The sequence below is a fragment of the Nostoc sp. DSM 114161 genome (assembly GCF_052692665.1).
The window spans coordinates 2527710-2548508 of the sequence record NZ_CP195141.1; the positions used below are offsets into that span (position 1 = coordinate 2527710).

General features: G+C 41.5%; 19 protein-coding genes. 12 read left to right on the forward strand and 7 right to left on the reverse strand.

Going from position 1 to position 20799, the window contains the following annotated elements:
• Positions 1 to 10 precede the first annotated feature (10 nt).
• Positions 11 to 2917 (forward strand): AAA family ATPase, encoded by a 2907-nt coding sequence (locus NSTC745_RS10945; protein WP_445637156.1) that lies wholly within the window; start codon positions 11 to 13, stop codon positions 2915 to 2917.
• A gap of 145 nt (positions 2918 to 3062) precedes the next feature.
• Here the strand turns inward: NSTC745_RS10945 and NSTC745_RS10950 are convergent, their stop codons facing one another.
• Complete coding sequence (locus NSTC745_RS10950; RefSeq protein ID WP_190955306.1) at positions 3063 to 3323, reverse strand: DUF4926 domain-containing protein; 261 nt, start codon at positions 3321 to 3323, stop codon at positions 3063 to 3065.
• On the reverse strand, positions 3310 to 3654 hold the full coding sequence (locus tag NSTC745_RS10955) for a DUF6883 domain-containing protein (protein WP_445637157.1): 345 nt from the start codon (positions 3652 to 3654) through the stop codon (positions 3310 to 3312). The genes NSTC745_RS10950 and NSTC745_RS10955 overlap by 14 nt, the downstream gene beginning before the upstream one ends.
• A gap of 60 nt (positions 3655 to 3714) precedes the next feature.
• Here NSTC745_RS10955 and NSTC745_RS10960 point away from each other — a divergent pair, with 60 nt between their 5' ends.
• The 4 genes from NSTC745_RS10960 (at position 3715) to NSTC745_RS10975 (ending at position 8170) form a co-directional block, all read left to right on the forward strand.
• The gene (locus NSTC745_RS10960; protein WP_445637158.1) at positions 3715 to 5193 is read left to right on the forward strand and encodes an aminotransferase class I/II-fold pyridoxal phosphate-dependent enzyme; all 1479 of its coding nucleotides are present in this window, start codon (positions 3715 to 3717) and stop codon (positions 5191 to 5193) included.
• 408 nt (positions 5194 to 5601) lie between these two features.
• Positions 5602 to 6621 (forward strand): ATP-binding cassette domain-containing protein, encoded by a 1020-nt coding sequence (locus tag NSTC745_RS10965; RefSeq protein ID WP_445637159.1) that lies wholly within the window; start codon positions 5602 to 5604, stop codon positions 6619 to 6621.
• Positions 6622 to 6755: 134 nt separating this feature from the next.
• Positions 6756 to 7643, forward strand: a complete 888-nt coding sequence (locus tag NSTC745_RS10970) for an ABC transporter permease (protein ID WP_445637160.1) — start codon at positions 6756 to 6758, stop codon at positions 7641 to 7643.
• A gap of 32 nt (positions 7644 to 7675) precedes the next feature.
• Positions 7676 to 8170, forward strand: a complete 495-nt coding sequence (locus NSTC745_RS10975; protein ID WP_445637161.1) for a hypothetical protein — start codon at positions 7676 to 7678, stop codon at positions 8168 to 8170.
• A gap of 80 nt (positions 8171 to 8250) precedes the next feature.
• Here the strand turns inward: NSTC745_RS10975 and NSTC745_RS10980 are convergent, their stop codons facing one another.
• On the reverse strand, positions 8251 to 8688 hold the full coding sequence (locus NSTC745_RS10980; RefSeq protein ID WP_445637162.1) for a peroxiredoxin: 438 nt from the start codon (positions 8686 to 8688) through the stop codon (positions 8251 to 8253).
• A 182-nt stretch (positions 8689 to 8870) separates the two neighbouring features.
• On the opposite strand from NSTC745_RS10980, the gene NSTC745_RS10985 reads away from it, so the two are divergent.
• From NSTC745_RS10985 to NSTC745_RS11000, 4 genes are all read left to right on the forward strand, one after another.
• Positions 8871 to 9275, forward strand: coding sequence for an Npun_F0494 family protein (locus NSTC745_RS10985; protein WP_445637163.1), 405 nt, complete (start codon positions 8871 to 8873; stop codon positions 9273 to 9275).
• A gap of 281 nt (positions 9276 to 9556) precedes the next feature.
• On the forward strand, positions 9557 to 11035 hold the full coding sequence (cobQ, locus tag NSTC745_RS10990) for a cobyric acid synthase CobQ (protein WP_445637164.1): 1479 nt from the start codon (positions 9557 to 9559) through the stop codon (positions 11033 to 11035).
• A gap of 103 nt (positions 11036 to 11138) precedes the next feature.
• Positions 11139 to 11375 (forward strand): 2Fe-2S iron-sulfur cluster-binding protein, encoded by a 237-nt coding sequence (locus NSTC745_RS10995; RefSeq protein ID WP_096534440.1) that lies wholly within the window; start codon positions 11139 to 11141, stop codon positions 11373 to 11375.
• Between the two features lie 602 nt (positions 11376 to 11977).
• Positions 11978 to 12805 carry a lectin OAA family protein gene (locus NSTC745_RS11000; RefSeq protein ID WP_445637165.1) on the forward strand — a complete coding sequence of 276 codons (828 nt, stop codon included), beginning with the start codon at positions 11978 to 11980 and terminating at the stop codon, positions 12803 to 12805.
• 169 nt (positions 12806 to 12974) lie between these two features.
• Here NSTC745_RS11000 and NSTC745_RS11005 read toward each other — a convergent pair whose 3' ends face one another.
• The 4 genes from NSTC745_RS11005 to NSTC745_RS11020 all read right to left on the reverse strand — a co-directional run bounded on the left by NSTC745_RS11005 (position 12975) and on the right by NSTC745_RS11020 (position 19008).
• On the reverse strand, positions 12975 to 13418 hold the full coding sequence (locus tag NSTC745_RS11005) for an SRPBCC family protein (protein ID WP_445637166.1): 444 nt from the start codon (positions 13416 to 13418) through the stop codon (positions 12975 to 12977).
• Positions 13419 to 13471: 53 nt separating this feature from the next.
• Entirely contained in the window at positions 13472 to 14911 is a 1440-nt protein-coding gene (gene zds, locus NSTC745_RS11010; RefSeq protein ID WP_445637167.1) for a 9,9'-di-cis-zeta-carotene desaturase, read from the reverse strand.
• A 274-nt stretch (positions 14912 to 15185) separates the two neighbouring features.
• A complete protein-coding gene (locus NSTC745_RS11015; protein WP_445637168.1) occupies positions 15186 to 15362 on the reverse strand; it encodes a CopG family transcriptional regulator in 177 nt (58 codons plus the stop codon).
• A gap of 2008 nt (positions 15363 to 17370) precedes the next feature.
• Entirely contained in the window at positions 17371 to 19008 is a 1638-nt protein-coding gene (locus tag NSTC745_RS11020) for a DUF6930 domain-containing protein (RefSeq protein ID WP_445637169.1), read from the reverse strand.
• Between the two features lie 328 nt (positions 19009 to 19336).
• On the opposite strand from NSTC745_RS11020, the gene NSTC745_RS11025 reads away from it, so the two are divergent.
• The 3 genes from NSTC745_RS11025 to NSTC745_RS11035 all read left to right on the forward strand — a co-directional run bounded on the left by NSTC745_RS11025 (position 19337) and on the right by NSTC745_RS11035 (position 20717).
• Positions 19337 to 19693, forward strand: coding sequence for an iron-sulfur cluster assembly accessory protein (locus NSTC745_RS11025; RefSeq protein ID WP_096534445.1), 357 nt, complete (start codon positions 19337 to 19339; stop codon positions 19691 to 19693).
• Between the two features lie 161 nt (positions 19694 to 19854).
• Complete coding sequence (locus NSTC745_RS11030; protein WP_445637170.1) at positions 19855 to 20277, forward strand: tetratricopeptide repeat protein; 423 nt, start codon at positions 19855 to 19857, stop codon at positions 20275 to 20277.
• A gap of 191 nt (positions 20278 to 20468) precedes the next feature.
• On the forward strand, positions 20469 to 20717 hold the full coding sequence (locus NSTC745_RS11035) for a hypothetical protein (RefSeq protein WP_445637171.1): 249 nt from the start codon (positions 20469 to 20471) through the stop codon (positions 20715 to 20717).
• Positions 20718 to 20799 lie beyond the last annotated feature (82 nt).

Consider the following 20799-nt stretch of genomic DNA (forward strand, 5'->3'; position numbering starts at 1 on the left):
AATATAAAAAATGTTGCTGTTTTTGCGAGAAACTTGGGAACTATTTTGGTGGGCAATGTATTGTCCTTCAAGGCTTCAGCAACGAATGAATGAATGGTTTACTCAAAAAGAAAAAGATGGACGCAGACCAGACACAAGTTTTTTGGATATTTTGGGTTTTGGAAATTTACGATTTATTAGTCAGTATCTATTACTATTATTGATTTATAATATCCCTCTTAGTTTTAGACTGATTGAGCGTAATCAATTATTAGATTGGTTGCAGTTACCTTGTGTAATGTTAGTTGCTTATACGACAGGAATTTTATTTTTACCTTTAGGACTGGTTATCTCCTTATTGTGGTTGATAGTTGTATTAGATCAAGCTGATAGCTGGTTAAAAGGCTTAATAAAAGCTATTAAAGTTTTACCTCCTTTACCTGAAATGGGGATAGGTCTTGCAGTTTTTGGAGTATCCATATCATTAACTGTTTGGTTAATATTGCAACTGTTAAAAAAAGAACATCTTTCCCTTGCTCGTAATTTCATGGTGGTGGGAGGAACAATCAGTGGGATGTTAGGAGTGTGCTTAGCAACTCAAAACTTGTTGTTTCTGTTGTTAGTAAGTGGAATGACAGGCTTTCTCCTATTTGTAATAAAAGAAAATATAAAAAATAGTGATGACGTGTACTTAGTGACGGCAGTTGTGACGGCAGTCGTGGCGGGATTCGTGGCGGGATTCGTGGCGGCAGTCGTGGCGGGATTCGTGGCGGGATTCGTGGCGGCAGTCGTGGCGTTCTACGTGGCGTTCTACGTGGCGTTCTACGTAGCGGGATTCTTGGCGATTGGAGTAGCAGCAGTTGTAGCGTTCTACGTGGCGTTCTACGCAGCGGCAGTCGTGGCGGCAGTCGTGGCGGGATTCGTAGCGGTTGGAGTGGTGGCATTCATGGCGGGAGTTGCTACTTTACCGCTTACTTGGTTTTCGGTTGTTGCAAGTTTAATCGCTTTTTCTCTTGCACCAGCAAAAGACAATAGAGTTTTTATCACCACTACAGTGATTTTAATAGCTCTTTCTGTCCAAAATTTAGGATGGCGTTCAGCATTAATTATTCCTGTAACCTTAGTCAGCTATTACAGAATATTTCCTGATTATTGTTTTATCTCTTTAATTAGTTATTATATATTTCCTCATGATTTACTAAAATTTTTCAGATTTTCAGATTCAACAATTAGGCGGTTACGTACTCAAACAGCAAAAATACTTTTTCAATTACCTCCTTACACTAGCGAACTCCTGTGGATACCTTTACCTAATCATGCTCAACTTCTTGTTTCTGAATTTCGTGAAAGACCTCAACAAGCCTTAAAAATATTTCAATATACCCAAGCTTTTTCCTTACCAGGATTTCAAATAACCCTGCAAAATGCCTTACCACAAATTGTTGTTGACCAACTCAAGCAAATTCAAAGTATTCCAGAACTAATCTTTACTGCCAACTCAGACCATCCTATATTACCCTTCCTGATTTCTCCCTTCTATCACCTCGATTCTGACAGCGATACCCCGACTCCAGAAACACCTTTACCAAAGGTTAAACCCGAACTTTCTATCCTTCTTCCTCGCTTGCAAACTATTATTCAAGATATTCAATCTGCACTTGAAAATAAAAATATACACCTGCGAGAACGAGGATTAGAACGAATTAATAACAAGCTTGTTCGATTACAACTCCAATTACCCTCTCTGGGACTTAAAGGCGAAGCCATCAAACGCTGGACACCTGTACTGGAACATTGGCAAAAAGCTATTGAACTGGAACAAAATGAACAACGCAAACTCTCTCAAGGCGAACTAATCAACCCGTTCCAATTTGGAAATCCGGTGCGACTTGACCAAAAAGATTTGTTTAAAGGGCGTCAGAAATTTGCCGATGAAGTTGTTCGTCGAGTTTTAAACCGCGATCGACCTATCCTTGTGCTGCATGGCCCCCGGCGCTGTGGTAAAACTTCCTTTTTGTATAACTTTCCTCGCCTGCTTCCCAGTGATATCCTCCCCGTATTTGTGGATATGCAAAGTTCCGCCATTACCACCAGCGAATCTGACTTTTGCTTTGGCTTAGTCCGTGCAATTCATAAAGACTGCAAAAGTCAAGGCGTTCAATTACCAAACATTCCTAAACGCACCGATTTTCAACCTAGTCCCTATACAACCTTAGAAGATTGGTTCGATGAAGCATTTGACCAAATCGGAGAACGGCGCATTCTTCTCAACCTTGATGAATTTGAAAAAATCGGTACCGCCATCCAAAAGGGACAGCTAACTTTCGGTTTATTTGACGAACTGCGCCACTTAATTCAACATTACGAACAACTCGGTTTTCTCTTTTCTGGGGTGCAAACTTTAGAGGAATTAGGCCCAAATTGGAGTAGCTATTTTATCAGCGTTGTCCCGATAGAAATGCTTTATCTTGAACCTAACGAAGCCGAGGAATTACTGCTTAATCCAGATCCAGATTTTGCACTGCGTTACGATTCAGGGATTGTAGAAGAAGTATTAAAGCTTACCAATTGTCACCCTTACTGCCTACAATTATTGGGCGCATCAATGGTCAATCAAGCTAACTTTAATCATACTGATTTTATTACTACCGAACTCTTGCAAGCTTCTATTAATGACGCTTTTATTTCCGGTCAGCCTTATTTTACAAATATTTGGACAGAGTTTACAGGAACTACACCAGAAGAAATTGTAATTGGTCAAGAATTATTATTACAAGTTGCTAAGACAGATATTTTATTACCTATAAGTACTGAAATTGCTGAAAAGGTATTAACCCGGTTGTTGCGTTATCATATTTTACACGAAATTAATGGAGGATATGATTTTGAAATTCCTCTGTTAAAACAATGGGTGAGAGAGCGTGCAGTAAAAAGCTAATTATTTAAACTTAGGATGGTGCGTTAGCCTCCGGCATAACACACCCTACTAGCTGTATTGATTTTATTATGATAAATAATTGTTAATTAGGTGGATAATAGATGCGATCGCACCTTAATTCACATATAAACCCTAAAGTAAAAACTTAAGCAATTGCTAAATCATAATGTAAAACTAAGATTTCATCTGCTCTCAAAGTCGCCATTGCATATTCACAGCCTTGGGTATCAGCAAACTCGACTAAATAATGATATTCCTCTTCTTGCTCATATACTTCTACAATTGTTCCAACTTGCCCACTTGGTAAGCTTTCGATAGAAGTATAATCTTCTTCTACTAGTTCTAATCTCTCAATAGGAATCGGTTTGAGTGTAGCAATAGTATCCAAAAGTTTAATTTTTTTCATTTAACTTCACAAATGCAGTAATCAAACGTGGATAGGGATTATTAGCGGTAGTTTCCCAGATTGTCCGCAGCCTGATTCCGTCTGTATCAGGTACTATCCAATCTACCTTAAACTGTTGACCAAATTGTGTAGTACTTTGCTGAACAACTTCACCTGTAACTGCTGCTGTTTGAATAAGTTCGCGCAAAACATCGGCATTTTCTAGCGTGATTCCTAGAATTGATGCAAAAACTCTGGCTTTATGTTTCCCAGTCGGATGTTCTGGGTTTAGACAATAACCTATAAGCTTTTGCATAGAAATTTCTGCTTGCTCGCTGTTGGGTAATTTCATCGTCTATGAATATGCCCTAACAGACTTGAGATTTTATCATTAACGGTTCTTTCTCTCCAAATGCTCGATCAAAGCCAAACACCCCTATTAGATGCTTTAAAAGCTAATGCAACACGCCCCCATGCTTCTTTTTACATGCCAGGACATAAGCAAGGCAAGGGTATCTCTCAACCTCTAGCCGATTTACTTGGTAAAGCCGTCTTTCGCGCTGATTTAACGGAATTAGGTGATTTAGATAATCTTTTTGCACCCCAAGGGGTAATTCAAGAAGCGCAACAATTAGCAGCCGAAGCATTTGGCGCTTCGCAAACATGGTTTCTGGTTAACGGTTCTACCTGTGGAATTGAGGCGGCAATTCTCGCTACTTGTGGTGCAGGCGATAAAATCATTTTGCCTCGAAATGTGCATTCTTCTACGATCGCCGCCTTAATTCTCTCCGGCGCCATCCCAGTTTTTCTCAATCCTGAATACGATTCAGTTTTAGATATTGCCCATAGCATCACACCGACTGCTGTAGAATCTGCACTCCAACAACATCCCGACGCTAAAGCAGTGTTGACAGTCTACCCAACATATTACGGTGTTTGCGGAGATTTAAGGGCGATCGCCAATATTACCCATCAATATAATATTCCTCTACTGGTAGATGAAGCACACGGCGCACACTTTAGCTTTCATCCCGAATTGCCTACTCCAGCTTTAGCCGCAGGTGCAGATTTAACTGTACAATCCATCCACAAAGTACTCGGTGCCATGACACAGGCATCAATGCTGCACGTTCAAGGTAATAGAATAGATGGCGATCGCATTAGTAAAGCCTTGCAACTCCTACAGTCTACCAGTCCCAGTTATATACTTTTAGCTTCCCTAGATGCAGCGCGTCAGCAAATGGCACTCCACGGAAAAATGCTGATGTCTCAAACTTTGGAACTTGCCCAAGAAGCTAGAACCAAAATCAGCGAACTTCCTGGCTTATCTGTCTTAAGCCCCCCTTTTCAAGGGGGGTTGGGGGGATCTCCTGGTTTTGTGGCTTTAGATAAAACACGATTAACTGTAACTGTTTCTAATTTAGGTTTAACCGGATTTACCGCAGATGAAATTCTAGATGAAAAATTTGCCGTTACTGCTGAATTTCCCTCCCAGCAGCACGTTACTTTTATTATTAGTTTGGGCAATACCGCAGCTGATATCGAACAATTAGTACAAGGTTTTACTACTCTTGCCAAAGAATATCGCCGAACCGACGCTACTGTTAAAAACTATATTTTGCAGAATTTTTTCACAACATTCGGTACTAATTTATATTTGTCTCCCCGTGAAGCTTTTTTTGCTGCTAGTGAAACATTACCTTTAGCAAAGACTTGCGATCGCATTTGTGCCGAAATCGTCTGTCCCTATCCTCCAGGAATTCCCGCATTAATGCCAGGGGAACTTATCACCAAACCTGTTCTCGATTACTTGCAACAAATCCAAGCGATGGGAGGATTTATCAGCGGTTGCAATGATACTACCCTCAAAACGTTGAAAGTCCTTAAATAGCGTTCTAATTTCCTAGTTTTAGGACTTATATAGTACAAAACTAATCACAAAAGCTGCTATTCATGTCGCAAAAGCTGCTATTCATGTCGCAAAAGCTGCTATTCATGTCGCAAAAGCTGCTATTTATGTCACAAAAGCTACTATTCATGTCACAAAAGCTGCTATTTATGTCACAAAAGTTAGTTTACGAGTTCAAAAGCTGCTTTTAGAGTCGCAAAGTTATAGTATTTGGTATATTTCGCCACAAACGTTATCAAACAACTTGCTTAAAATAATCCCAAATTTTTGGCAGCATAGCGCATGAAGCGAACTTATTTACATATTTTCGCTCATGCGCTATTTCCTTGTCCCCACCTTCTACAATAAAAATAGATTTATTGAGATTTGTATAGTTGGGGAAAAGCTGTCATGGCTCCCGCCGTTTTAATTCAAAATTTGCAAAAATCCTACGGCACGGTGGTTGCCGTTAAGGATGTTTCTTTTCAGGTAGAGTCAGGAGAAATCTTTGGTTTACTTGGCCCCAACGGTGCTGGCAAAACTACCACCTTGCGTGCCTTGTGTACCCTCACCACGCCTGATGCTGGCAAAATCGAAGTATCTGGGATCTCTGTCTTAGATAATCCGAGAGTTGCAAGACAAAAACTAGGCTATGTAGCTCAGGAAGTCGCTATAGATAAAGTGTTGACTGGACGAGAACTGCTGCAATTGCAAGCAGCACTTTATCACATCCCCGGTGCAGTAGCCAAACAGCGTATTGAGACAGTATTGGATTTACTCGGTTTACAAGAATACGCCAATAAAAAAACCGGAACCTACTCTGGCGGTTTGCGTAAGCGCCTTGATTTAGCTGCTGGCTTACTCCATGCACCGGATGTTTTAGTCTTAGACGAGCCAACTGTAGGACTTGACATAGAAAGCCGTTTCGTGGTATGGGAATTTTTGAGAAAATTACGCGCCTCTGGGACGACGGTAGTAATTACCAGCCATTATTTAGAAGAGATTGACGCCCTAGCCGATCGCGTGGCAATTATCGATCGCGGCGTTGTAATTGCGGCTGGCACACCTTCCCAATTGAAAGATAAAGTAGGTGGCGATCGCATCACTTTGCGAATTCAAGAGTTTTCCCCCATTGAAGAAGCAGAAAAAGCCAAAAACCTCCTTCAATCTTTGCCCTTCGTCCAAGAAGTCATCATCAACAACGCTCAAGGTAATTCTCTCAACTTGGTGGTGACGTCCCAAAATGACGTTCTCATCAACATCCAGCAAACCCTAAATACCGCTGGCTTGCCCATATTTGGCATCGCCCAATCTCGCCCCAGTCTCGATGACGTTTACCTCGCAGCCACAGGACGCACCCTGATGGATGCCGAACTAGCAGCGATCGCTACCCGCGATCCCAAAGCTGAGAAAAAGCAGAATATGAGGTAGGGAATGGGGAGCTAGGGGAAAAGGTTAAAGGGTAAAGGGTAAAGGGATAAATTTAACCTTTCCCCCTTACCCCTTTCCCTTTCCCCCTTCCTAATGTCCAATCCAAAATCAAAAATCCAAAATCCAAAATTCTTATGAGTGTTACTCCTAAATCCGATCTCAATTGGCAGACACTAGCATCGCCGCAAGCAGATGCTAATGCTGCTCCTAATTTTTTCGGCGAACTGGTACAAGAGACGTTGGCTTTAACTCGTCGCTTGTTTATTCAATTGCAACGTCGCCCTTCGACATTAATTGCGGGAATTATTCAGCCGGTTATGTGGTTGGTGCTGTTTGGCGCATTATTCCAAAATGCACCCAAAGGCTTATTTGGCAGTACGACAAATTACGGGCAATTTTTGGCTGCTGGAGTAATTGTGTTTACAGCATTTGCTGGAGCGCTGAATGCTGGTTTGCCCGTGATGTTTGACCGCGAGTTCGGCTTTTTGAATCGTTTGCTAGTAGCACCCTTAGCTTCACGGTTTTCCATTGTCTTTGCTTCGGCAATCTTCATCATCAGCCAAAGTTTACTGCAAGCAGCGGTAATTGTGGGAGCAGCGGCGTTTTTAGGTGCGGGAATACCTGATGCAGCTGGTTTAGGTGCGATCGCTTTAATCGTTTTTCTGCTAGCTTTGGGTGTGACAGCCATTTCTCTGGGGTTAGCTTTTGCCTTACCCGGTCATATTGAACTAATTGCGGTAATTTTCGTCACTAACTTACCACTATTATTTGCTAGTACAGCTTTAGCTCCTCTCTCGTTTATGCCCCAGTGGTTGCAGGTTGTGGCTACCTTAAATCCCCTCAGCTATGCGATCGAACCCATTCGCTACCTCTATCTCCATAGCAGTTGGGCATTGGATAGTGTAGTTATGCAGGCTCCTTGGGGTAATGTTACCTTTGGAGGAGCATTGTTGGTGTTGTTCGGCTTTGCCCTTGTCGCTTTAATTAGCATTCAGCCCCAACTACGACGGACTCTTGCTTAAGATAATAGAGAGCAATTTTCGAGTCAAAATCCATGAAAAAACCATTTTTACAAATTACTAGACTCTTCTTAGCTACCGCAGCCGGAATTAGCTTTGTTCCGTTACTGATGGCTCAACCTAGTTTGGCTCAAATCAGTAGCCCAACGGATGCTTTTCCTAGTACTAGTACAACAGACCAAAATACCGATCCGTTTTCCCGCTCGAATTCAGATAATTTCAACATGTTCGATCTAATTCACCGGGCAAATTTCGGAACTCTCAACTGGGATTCTCAACAACAGAACGAACAACTCAACTCAACCGCAGAAGCTTTTAAACTTAGACAACAACAATTACTCCAATGTCGTCAACAAGCGCAACTAACAACCCCAGGATCGCCAACGGTTGCATCAGCGTCGCCGACATCATCAATTCAACCAGCAACAGCACCTCCTTTAAAAGCAAATCAACAGCAAACACTCCAGTGCCAGCAAGCACAACAAGCGAACCCACAGTTACCATCGTTTAAATTACCATCAGGTAACTGAATTCAAATGAATAATCCCAACCCCAAAAGCTTGGGGTTGGGGTCAGACTTTTCAAAACTTCTTAGTTCTCAGGCAAAAAACTACAACCCAAGTGCAGCTAAAACATCCTCAGCATGGGTGCTAGTATTTACACTAGCGTCAACATGGGTAATTTTGCCGTCAGGGCCAATTACGTAGGTGACGCGCTTGGCGTAACCGCCGCCATCCACATCGAAAGCTTTGATGAGGGATTTGTCGGTGTCAGCCAGTAGAGGAAAATTCAAATTATATTTTTGGGTGAATGCCTGATGAGAAACTTCATCATCTGCGCTGACTCCCAGAACTACAACATCTTGACTTTGATATTTAGATTGGGCATCTCGAAAACTACAAGCTTGTTTGGTGCAGCCTGGAGTGTCATCTTTGGGGTAAAAATACAAAACAACTGTCTTCCCTTTAAAATCAGATAAAGACACTGTGTTGCCGTTTGTATCTTTGGCGGTAAATGCAGGTGCATCCGTACCAACTGCTAGAGGCATAATTAACCTTTCCTGTTTCAGATTGTTGATGCACTTGAGATTTTACAATAATTTATAATGATTAAATATATTTACTAAAAAATAATATAACTATATTATTCTGCTGTTAATGAGCTAACTGGTGCAAAAAAATATATTCTGAAATTAATTTTTATTCAAAGAAAAATTTCTAATTACACGCAATGCCTCCTGTTGATTTCCAAAACCCAAAAGCTTTTGTCTATCCTCCTAGAACAATTGAAAGAGCCGATCGCTCCCTAAGATGTTCGCCCTTTAATCCATCTTTATTTAAACTCATGCGACACCAAAGTGTATCGTTGAGTGCGATCGCTCTAGAAAATGGATTTGATCGGGGTTATACTCAGCGTCCTTTATCAGAATTAGCATGTGACGACGCCTTGGGTTGGCTGATTCAAGTGGGTGTATTGCGCCGAGAAGTCGATGGTCAGGGAATTACAGATAGTTTTCGCCTCACTCCCTTGGGACGCCAGTTGATAGAACAACATCAAGGGGAAAATTGGCGTACTCCTTCATGGCGCGATCGTTTATACAATGCAGTGATTCGTTGGTTGCGGTTACCTTTTTAGAATAGAAAACTAAAGAGTTAGGATTAACGAATCAAAGGGAACAATTAATATACGGAAACATGACACCCATTCATGAAGTCTTTACAATGTGGTGAGGTATTGCGTATAGGGCATTGGGCATTGGGCATTGAGCATTGGAAATGGGGAAGTGTTAAATTTATACCTCTTCCCCTCTGCTCCTCCGCTCCTCTGCTTCTCATCTCTCCATACGCTATGCCCCATGCCCTATGCCCGATGCCCGTAAAATTTCACCTTATATATTAAAAACCTGAATAGTGACTATGAAATCAATTATGGTGGTGGGGACAACATCCCACGCAGGGAAATCACTCTTAACTACAGCTATTTGTCGAATTTTATCGCGGCGTGGTTGGCGAGTGGCTCCCTTTAAAGGTCAAAATATGGCTTTAAATGCTTATGTCACTGCCAGTGGTGGAGAAATTGGTTACGCGCAAGCAGTACAAGCTTGGGCTGCGGGAGTTGTACCTTGGGTAGAAATGAACCCAATTTTACTTAAGCCCCAAGGGGATATGACTTCGCAAGTAATTATAAAGGGTAGACCTGTGGGCAAAGTGGGTGCCGCAGATTACTACGAGCAATATTTTGAACTTGGCTGGCGGACAATTGAAGAATCGCTACAGCATTTAGGGACAGAATTTGACTTGTTGGTTTGTGAAGGTGCGGGTAGTCCAGCGGAGATTAACCTCAAGCACCGTGACTTAACGAATATGCGCGTAGCAAAATATTTGAATGCGCCAACTCTACTAGTAGTTGATATTGACCGGGGTGGCGCTTTTGCCCATGTAGTAGGCACTTTAGAGTTATTGGAACCAGACGAACGCGCTTTAATTAAAGGTGTAGTAATTAACAAGTTCCGGGGACAGCGATCGCTCCTAGAACCAGGAATAAAATGGTTGGAAGAACGCACTGGTATTCCTGTCGTTGGCGTTATACCCTACTTACAAGAAGTATTTCCGGCAGAAGACTCCCTTGATTTACTAGAACGTCAATCAAACAAAGCCCAAAGTGACCTCAATATTGCCGTTATTCGTTTACCCAGAATTGCCAACTTCACTGATTTTGATCCTCTAGAATCTGAAAGCTCAGTTTCAGTAAAATTCATCAGCCCTAAGCAAGATTTAGGACATCCAGACGCAGTAATTATCCCAGGGACAAAGACCACAATTGCTGATTTGCTACTGCTACAAAAAAGCGGTATGGCAGAAGCTATTCAACATTATGCAGCCTCAGGGGGAACAGTTTTAGGCATCTGCGGCGGGTATCAAATGCTGGGACAAATCATAGCCGACCCAGAAGGAATAGAAGGACAAGCTGGTAGATATCAAGGGTTAAATCTTTTACCAATCAGAACTGTAATTACAGGACAGAAAATTGCCCGCCAGCGGCAAGTCAGCTCGAATTATCCGCAATTAGGCTTGCCAGTTAATGGCTTTGAGATCCACCAAGGGCGATCGCGCATCGAACAGCAAGGAATAGATAGTCAATCTTACCATGCCCTATTTGATGATATTAATTTAGGGTTAGTGGATAGTTGTCAATCAGTCTGGGGTACTTACCTCCACGGAATTTTTGACAACGGCCCTTGGCGTCGGGCTTGGTTAAATCGCCTCCGCCAACAACGGGGTTTAAAATCTTTGCCCACAGGTGTCGCTAACTATCGGGAACACCGAGAACAGATTTTAGATTCTCTAGCCGCTGAAGTTGAAAACCATTTAGACTTAACGCCGTTTTTGTCTTAAGCTAAAATGCTTTGAAATGTCATTAGTCATTAGTCATTGGTCAAAGAACGAAGGACAAATGACAAATGACAAATGACAATACTAAATCAAAAACGTAAGATTGATGATTGTTCGTGTGCGTTTTTTACCAGATGATGTCACAGTAGAAGCCGAAGTGGGAGAAGCCCTTCTGGATGTAGCAGACCGGGCTGGAGTATTTATTCCCACCGGTTGTCTGATGGGGTCTTGTTACGCTTGCACCGTGGAATTAGAAGATGGAGAAAATATCCGCGCCTGTATCACAGCAGTACCACCACGCGAAGAATTAACTATTAATTTGTTTAGCGACCCAACTTGGTAATGTCGCCCCTCTAAACGTGAGTTAGACGAATAAAAAAGCGCAAAAAGCTAACTATGTATCAATTTGCTCCACTGGACATTTAGTTGGCGATCGCCTTGTTGAGTTGCTTTTTTATTTACAACTGTATCGGAAACCGCCGCATTATCGAGACGACAGCCTCTTCATCCGGCGTATAAACAATTCTGTCTGACATTGCCAGCAAAATCCTCTGCCATCGCGCCCATTTAAATCAAGTGCTGACATTGGTTGTCACACTATTCTTTCTCTTGACCCCACTCTTGCAAGTTATTGATAGTTATATTTAATACTTGCAAACTAGTATTTTTTATTTATTAGCAAAAATTAAAAAAAACAAAATTGATAAAAAGAACACGAAAAATTGCAGTATGTTTTATATCAAGCAGCTAGCAATTAAATAACCATTTGACAAAGTAAAGCAGAAATATAAGTTACTGATTTGATTTTAAAAATATACGTATGGAAGCCATTGTTGTGGATGGGTTTCTTCAAATTCAGGCTTAATTGTACGTATTTTTTTCCGAAATCAAATTGGATTGCTATAGATTCGCTTTGACTAAACAATTAAAACTTCGGAGTAAAACATGACAACTACAACAACTAAGACCAATAATCTATATCATGTACAAAATCAGTGGGGTGGTAGTACGGCACCCTGGAATCCTGGTGGAGCATGGATAATTGGAGCTAGAGCAGACCAGCGCATTGTCGAACTCAAAGTTACATCTAGTGATAACGGTAAGACACTTACTGGAACTACGACCTATGCGGGTGAAGGCCCCATCGGTTTTAAGGCTACCTTAACTGGAAGCAACACCTACAACGTAGAAAACCAGTGGGGAGGCTCATCTGCTGCGTGGAATCCTGGTGGAACCTGGGTACTCGGCTCACGGGGAAATCAAAATGTTGTGGCGATCGATATAACATCAAGCGATGGTGGTAATACCCTAAATGGAACTATTACCTATGCAGGTGAAGGCCCCATCGGCTTTAAGAGCGCTGCTGCTGATGGCGGTGCCTATACTGTGGAAAACCAATGGGGAGGCTCATCAGCTCCGTGGAATCCTGGTGGGACTTGGGTACTCGGCTCACGGGGAAATCAAAATGTTGTGGCGATCGATATAACATCCAGCGACGGCGGTAATACCCTAAATGGGACTATTACTTATGCAGGTGAAGGCCCCATCGGCTTTAAAGGTAACATTTTCGGCAGCAACAACTACACAGTAGAAAACCAGTGGGGTGGTAGTACAGCACCTTGGAATCCTGGTGGGATTTGGCTAATCGGTGGTCGTGTGGAACAGAATGTAGTCGCACTCAACATTACATCTAGTGATGGCGGGAACACCCTAATTGGAACCACGACCTATGCAGGTGAAGGCCCTATCGGTTTCCGAGCAACCCAAATCTAAAAAGGCGCTCGCGCCAATAACTATATAGTTTGTCAGCGTTGACTTTTCATTAGTGGTAAATACTTGCGGTTCGCCTATTGACTGAATAGTAATAACAAAGGCGAAAAAGCTCAGCTCCAAAAAGTGAGTTAACCGCAAGTATTTATTTTCATCAAAATTTCTATCTATATCAATTAGCTTTAACATTCAAGGCGTATTGTTTAAACCTTTCCAAATCAGCTTTGATTGTTGATTCAACTATCCGCCCCAAAAATAAGTTATCCATAATTTTGCCAATAATACCGGGAATAGCGTAGGAAATAGTCATTTTGACGATAGTACTACTGTGGCGATCGTAAAAGCGAATCGCTCCCTGATTTGGCAAACCATCAATGGATTCCCATTGAATAATTTGGTTGGGAATTACTTTGAGAATTCGGGATTTCCAAGTAAATTCCAGACCGTTACTACTCAATTTCCAAAGAGATATATCTGGATTATCTGGTGGAACCTTGACTGAATCAATCCACTTCATCCATCGGGGCATTTGTTCTAAATCAGACCAGAGGCTCCATACTAAATCTATGGGAGCTTCTACTTCTATTTGCACAGTATGTTCTAACCAATCTGACATTATTTTTTCTTCCTTGGCGTTTACTCTTTGACAAAAGCCACTAGGTGTCTATGTCAATTTTTTAAACTCTCCAAAATCACTTTTGCTGCACGCCGTCCAGAAATGGTAGCCCCTTCCATACTGTCTATGTAGTCTTGCTGTGTATAACTCCCTGCAAGGAAGAAATTATGCACTGGTGTTTTTTGGTTGGGACGATACACATCCATTCCTGGTGCTTCTCGGTAGAGAGACTGAGCAAGTTTTACCACGCTGTACCAAGTCATATTTAACTCGCGCGATGAGGGAAACAGTTCGTGGACTTGCTTAAGGACATGTTGAGCGATCGCTTCATTACTTTGTGCAATAAAGGGATCTCCGGGCGTCAACACTAGCTGTAATAAAGATCCCTGTCCTGGGCGATAATAATCAGCAGGGCTAGTCAACGCTAAATCGGCAAAACAAGAAAAGTCTGCATCGGCTGTGTAAAGTAAATTATCTATTCCAACTGCTCGATTTAGCTGCTTACGCTGTTGGGCATCGTTGAGTTCTGTCACCCAACCATCGAAGCGTAATTGCACTGTTGCCACTGGCACTGCATCGAGTTTATAAATGTTGTCAAATTCTGACCACTTACGCCATTCTTGGGGTAAGATTCGCTGAATACCTGGAACATCACAGGCAAAGACATAAGCATCAGCAGTGATAGTTTCTACTGTATCACCTTGGGCAACTGTTATGCCTGTGACGCGGGTTTGTTCCTCAGATTCTGTAAACTGAATTTCCCGGACTTGCCGACGGGTGTAGACTTTAGTGCCTCTAGCTTCCAGATATTCCAGAATTGGCTTGTGCAAATACTCAGCTGGAGAACCTTGGAGCATTCGCAGGATTGAAGCTTCAGTTCTGACTGCAAAGAACTGGAATATTGTTAACATACACCGGGCAGAAATATTTTCGCAATCAATAAATCCCAGCGCGTAGGCGATGGGATTCCACATGCGTTTGATGCTGCCATTACTGCCACCGTGACTGCGGAACCAATCGGCAAAGCTAATTTTATCTAAATTGCGGATGGTTTTCATCGCCCCGTTAAAGTCCACTAAGCCGCGAACTATGGGACTAGTACCCAAGGCGATCGCATTTTGCAATTTATCCTGCAATGATAATTGAGAAGTAGTAAAAAATGCTTTTAATCCATTAAAAGGCGCACCTGTAATAAAGCGAAAATCTAAAGCACCAGTTCTGCCTCCTTTGTTAATAAAAGTGTGGGTATGTTCTTTGAGGCGTAAGTTTTCTAACACCCCCACTTTCTTCATCAAGTCAAATAATTGGTAGTAGCACCCAAAAAATACATGCAACCCCATTTCTAGATGGTTGCCATCTCCATCAACCCAGCTGCCAACTTTACCACCCACAAACGGACGAGACTCAAAAATCTGTACTTCACAACCAGCATCGGCTAGATCCACTGCGGTTGCTAGCCCAGCCAGTCCCGCACCTACAATTGCAACACGCATTCCGTCGTTCCTTTTCAGTTTCTTTACAGATTGTAACTGGGTTGGCGTCGGAATTTGCTACTTAATATCAACTCACAAGCATATTAAGGCTAGGCAATGTCAATACTAAAATGTCTTTGATTACTCTTTCTAGCTCCAGCAAATGACCAGACGCGAGAAAAACGCGCCTGTATCGTTTAGACAAACTCTTGCCCATTGCAGTGGACTCAAAAAAGTATCACAGTTATTTTTTTGGTGGCAAAGCACTTATCTGGTAAGTCATAAAAGTATCTTCTTACCTATTTCCATCTTTGCCATCCTCAGACATAGGCAAACTTCTAATCAGTTCGCGAATAACATCAGTTGCGGGTCTACCTGTTTGCTGACAATATTTTTCTAGTTTTTCCGCTTCCTGTGTTGCGAGGTTGACAGTTATACGTTTTACGGCCCATTTTTTATTTGTCATTATCATGTTATCTGCTGTATATTTACACCATCGAAAAAGGTCTAACTAAAGAGGAAAACGATAAGATTATCAGAGTTTGTGCCATGAAACAAGTAATACCATTAATATTAAGATTGTTGGTTTTGTCAAAGGTTTCATCATTTGCTAAAAAAATCAAAAAACTACACTTTTTGTTACCATTGTGACAGCATAAGAGGCACATACTTGCTTGTGCAAATAACAACCCCAGTAACAGTATGAGTAAACCCTGAGATGAGATTTTCAATAGTAAATTTCAGATATCTACTATTTATTGACTCAATCAAGATTTGCAAAACTAGCGAAGCTTAACCAACGCCCTTAGAAAGAACATCTGAAACTCCAGCTTGAGAATGATTTTCGCGCCTAAATGCCGATCTTGATGTAGGTTGGAATGGTATATATAACTAGCGATCGCTTACTCAAAAAGTAGGTAAATAAGCGATTGCTTCAAGCCAAATAGCCATTTACGGGCATTGCTGTAACCAATCAGCTAATATTTACTTCAAGCTTTATAAGTTTTAGTTTTTCCCGAACGAACCGATTTATTCGTTCTGTTAATTTCGCAGTCAAAAAATCTGCGGTCTAAATATCCAAGATTTGCTGGTAAATTTTAACAACATTGTCTGTAATATTACACAGATTAATCTACTCCAAAAATGTGATGTTAGTTGAGTGTCGGCTCTAATAATATTTTAGTTTTGTTTCATACTTTTACATTAACTCCCCGTAAAGATAAGATGAATTTTTAAATATTTTTTCTCTTCCCTCTAACGATATAATTTGCTGCCATATAAACAGATTATTTTTGCCTTCGTTCTTTTCATCTATCTGAGGGTATTGGAAATTGTTTTTAGGCAATTATTTTTTGAGATATTGACAAGTCAATTTTTGCTCATATTTGAATTCAAATAAAAATGTTTGCCCAAAATATTTGATTTAAAATTAAATCACTATTTCAAAGTAAATATACTTATAATAAATGATTATTTCATTTCCTTCTTTAGGGATTGTGTTTATTATAGCTGTAATATACGCACTTTAAGTAATCTTCATTTATACAAAAAAGCCAAATTTATATTCTTTATAAAAAACTTATAAAGCAATATATATATTCTTGAGTTTTTTCTTAATAATACCAATATATAGGAAGATACTAAGCTCAAAAAATTGTTAAGCAAAAAGATTTAGCTATTTAAGGGTATCAGCTAGGTTGAATTAAATAAAAGTGAATTTATAAATAGTATTGATTCAAGCCTAAGAAACTAATTAAAAAATGTAGAAATTAAAATATCAGTAAACTTGCAAATATCGATACTTCATGAAATTTGCGTAAAGTAAACTTATAATCATTAGACAAGGGTGCAAAAAGCACTTTTGCACTCTTGTCGGAAAAGGGACTCATGTTAAAAGGAAAATACCAAACTTTCTCCCTTTCCCCTTTTCCCGACTTCTGCAAGAAGCCTATTAGTTGAGTAGGTTTTTAGTCTAGACATACAAACTAATCTGCTAAAAAGTAACTTCCAGCTTTGCAAGTGAATAGAACAGCGATTTATGGCGTCTGTACGGAAACGCGAACGGATTTTGCTTTAGCGGTACGCGCCCAATACGGTTTGGATAAGTATTTTTCATCTCTGATGTGGGCTGGAAAAAGGGAAAGGGGAAAGGGAAAAGATTTGAAATTACCCTTTTCCCTTTCCCCTTTCCCCTTTAACCGAACCGTATTGGCTACGCGCCTACAAGTTCTTCCATGTGTATCAAGATTTTGGTGAATTAGTATTACGCTTGTGAGTGCAAATTACTCCCATTTGAAAAGCCCTACATCTGAGGATGTACACAAATAAAGAATGGAAAAGGTAAAGCCTTAACCATTTTGCTTTTTTTCAGGCATTTCTCTAGGAAACGCAGCTGCGGCTAAATATGTATAAATTCTGTAGAGATAACTTAATCTGTCATAGCCGCAATCTAAGATTGAGGATTACGGCCAGAATTGCAACTATTCAAATTTAAGTTGGGGCATGAGTTGGAGAGTACCAATACCCAAATCTTTAGGTGAGAGCGATCGCGCTTCAAACAAAGCCATCATATCTCGTAATTGAGGATTGCCGCGGGAAGCTCCAGTGAGTCCTTTGGCAATGATTAAACCGCAGTAGCCCTTAGTATTCTTACACCGTTGATTCCATTTTTTCCGGGCTTCTACATGAATTGGATCTTCGTCTAAAAATTCGCCAAAGAGGAATAATTCGCCATTTTCAGTTTGTAATAAACCCAGGTCGTAGCGATCGCCATCGAAGGGGTCGGCACCTGGATTAAAGCAAATTGCTTTGAGACTGCCTGCTGCTTCAATTCTTTCAATTACAGTTTTAGCCTTAGGCCGGGAAGTTTGAATTAAAATCACCGGCAAACCGTCACCCACTTGTTTGATTTCACCAGCCTTATGGTAGTTGACGCCTTTACGCAGATACTCCAACATTTCCCAGGAGACTACACCTAAACTCAGGAAAGAATCTTCTGGTATCAAGTCATCTTGTAACGAGCGAAAAGTCCCACCAAGATTGTCTATTTCATCATCCTCAACACCAAAGCCAGCCATTTCCTCTAATTCTGCTGCTAACTCCGGCATCGTAGAGACTGTCACAGACACAGATTTAGTAGATTCTTCAGACTGTGGGGGAGAAATGCGATAGCGACGGCTGAGGGTGGGGAAGGGTTCAGAATGCAGCTGGCGTCGGTGGTCGCGAAGAAAGCGGCTCAAGCTTTCAATGGCAACATAAATTACCAATGCTTCCTCATCATACAAAACAGAACGCAGCCCTTCTAAAGGGTGGATATTACCGAAAGTGGGGTCGATATCTGAAAGTGGCAAATCTGCCAAATCATCCATATCATCCTCATCTTCGTCGGTTTCGTCAGCACTCTCAAAAGTAAGAAACAGACAATCTTGCTTGAGGAAAGCTTCTTCTAAACGCTCTTTTGATTCTTCATCTCTTAAAACTGCCGCTCGAAATCGCTTGAGGGACTCTTCTGAACGATAGAATAAAATCCCATACTCCATTCCCAGCATTCCCATAATGGAGGCGTAGAGCGTACCAACATCCCACTTGTTAATTTCTATTGATAAAATTTGCTGTTCTTCTAAAAATTCCCAAGGTGCGGCTTGCCAAATTGCAAATGCCTTCTCTCGCAAAATTTGTGCGTACTGTGGGGGTAAGTCGGGGGTTTGACTATCAAGGATATCAGCAAACCCGCGAAACAACTCGTCAATTAAAGGTAATTCTGGTGCATAGTCAATGGCGATATCCAAATCTTGCAGTACCCCTCGCAGGTAAAATTGGATCTCGCGGTCTTTAACTACAATTCTTTGAGGTCTAGCGGGTTTTGCTGGACTGTGGGGATGTTCCATTGCTCGCATCAAAGTGCGAACTATTGCTTCCGGGCCGATATCTGAAGCTACCACATCCATACCCCGGACAATACCTTGGGAGTAATCCACCCAGAGAATGCACTCTCCCTTAGCTTCCGAATCTGAATGCTGGCTAGGTGATGACAACGGACGACGATCGCCCTCCCATACAGAAGGAATTTGAGTTAATTTCTTCAACCGACGACTGGTAGAGCGATTAAAACTTGTCATAGAGTAACTTAATCAAAAGAAGCAATTTAGGAAGTAAACTTTTGGGGATGGCTAGCCTCGGATAAAATTTTCATGGCTGCACCAGAAGAGTGGTTGCATCTGTGGCTGCCAAAAGGCTTGAACTCCAAAAATAGAAATCGATAAAATACAGTGAGTCTCTCAATTCTAGAATAAAAATCTTTGGCCGCTTTTGACCGAGTGTTTACAATTTGGCACTTAGCGACATCTATGCCGCTAGAATGGATACAAAAACACCAAGGGCAATCCAGAGGCAATAACAAGCCTACACAGGGTAACGCTTGGAATAATTAAGGAGTTGAAAAACCAGATGACACAAGCAACTGTGCCACAACAACGCGGAATTCTGTTGAGCGAAGCCGCACTGCGCCAAGTAAAATTACTCCAAGAAAGACAAGGCAAAGACTTATGCTTGCGGGTAGGAGTACGTCAGGGTGGTTGCTCTGGGATGTCTTACATGATGGACTTTGAAGACGCCAGTAAGATCGGCCCTCAGGATGAAGTTTTCGATTATGACGGCTTCCAAATTGTTTGCGATCGCAAGAGCCTATTATATCTCTACGGCTTAATGCTTGATTACAGCGATGCAATGATTGGTGGTGGTTTCCAATTTACTAACCCCAACGCTAGCCAAACTTGCGGTTGCGGTAAGTCCTTTGGGGTGTAATATTGTCATTTGTTAGTTGTCCTCTCTTACAAAGTTCCGATCGCCGGAAGCCGGCGCTCAGACTTTGCGCTTTGTCATTTGTCCTTTGTTGGTTAACAATGACCAATGACCAATGACGGATGACTAATGACCAATAACTAATGACTATTGACTAATTTAGTATGACTCAAACAGTTGAATCCCTGTTTGACACAGGTTTAGAACGTTATAAAGCTGGAGAACCAGTAGAATCTTTAATTCCTGTGTTTAAAGAAGTGTGCGATCGCGCTCCCAGAACTAGTTCAGCTTGGATTTGTTTGGCGTGGTTATATCTACTCAATAACAAACCTACCTTGGCCTACAAAGCTGCAAATAAAGCAGTCAAGTTAAATCCACAAGATCCACAGGGGAGAATTAATCTTGCCCTAGCAATGCTGGAAACAGGTCAAAAAGGTTTGCGGGAACACATCGACTTTGCACAACAGTTGATTTTTGTCAACCAAGAATGGGCCGATGAAATAAAAAATAGTATTGAAGATGGTTTAACCAGGAAACCAGATTGGCAAAATTTGATAAAAGTCAAAAAATGGCTGTTTGAAGAGTAGGGAATGGGGGCTGGGGAAATGGGGAGGTGGGGAGGTGGGGAAATGGAGACGTGGAGAGGGAATTTCACCCTACCTCCCCACCCTCGAAGACTCCCAATTCCGAATCTTTATGCCTTTAATCCCCACTTCGTGGCAGCCTCAGTCCCCAGTACCCAGTCCCTAATCCCCATTCTCCAGTCCCCATCCCAATCATGAAAGATAAGTTGTTAAATTGGCTCAATCTGGTTTTAGTAGCGGATGTGTTTTTAGTTTTGTTTGGCTTTGGTTGGTTGGCGATCGCGGCGATCGGTGATGCTGCGGGAGTCAACCTCGGCTTAGATTTATGGCATCAATTGTGGCAACCCTTATTTAACCCGGCAATTGGTATCCTAATGGGCGGTGCCATTCTCAGCGGTATTATCAATTGGGTTTCCAAAAAATTTTTCTCTTCTAGTCAATAGTCAGGGATTGGGCATTGGGGATTGGGCATTGGGCGTGTGGGAGGTCTGGGAGGAAGAGGAAGCATACATTCTCTTTTCCCCT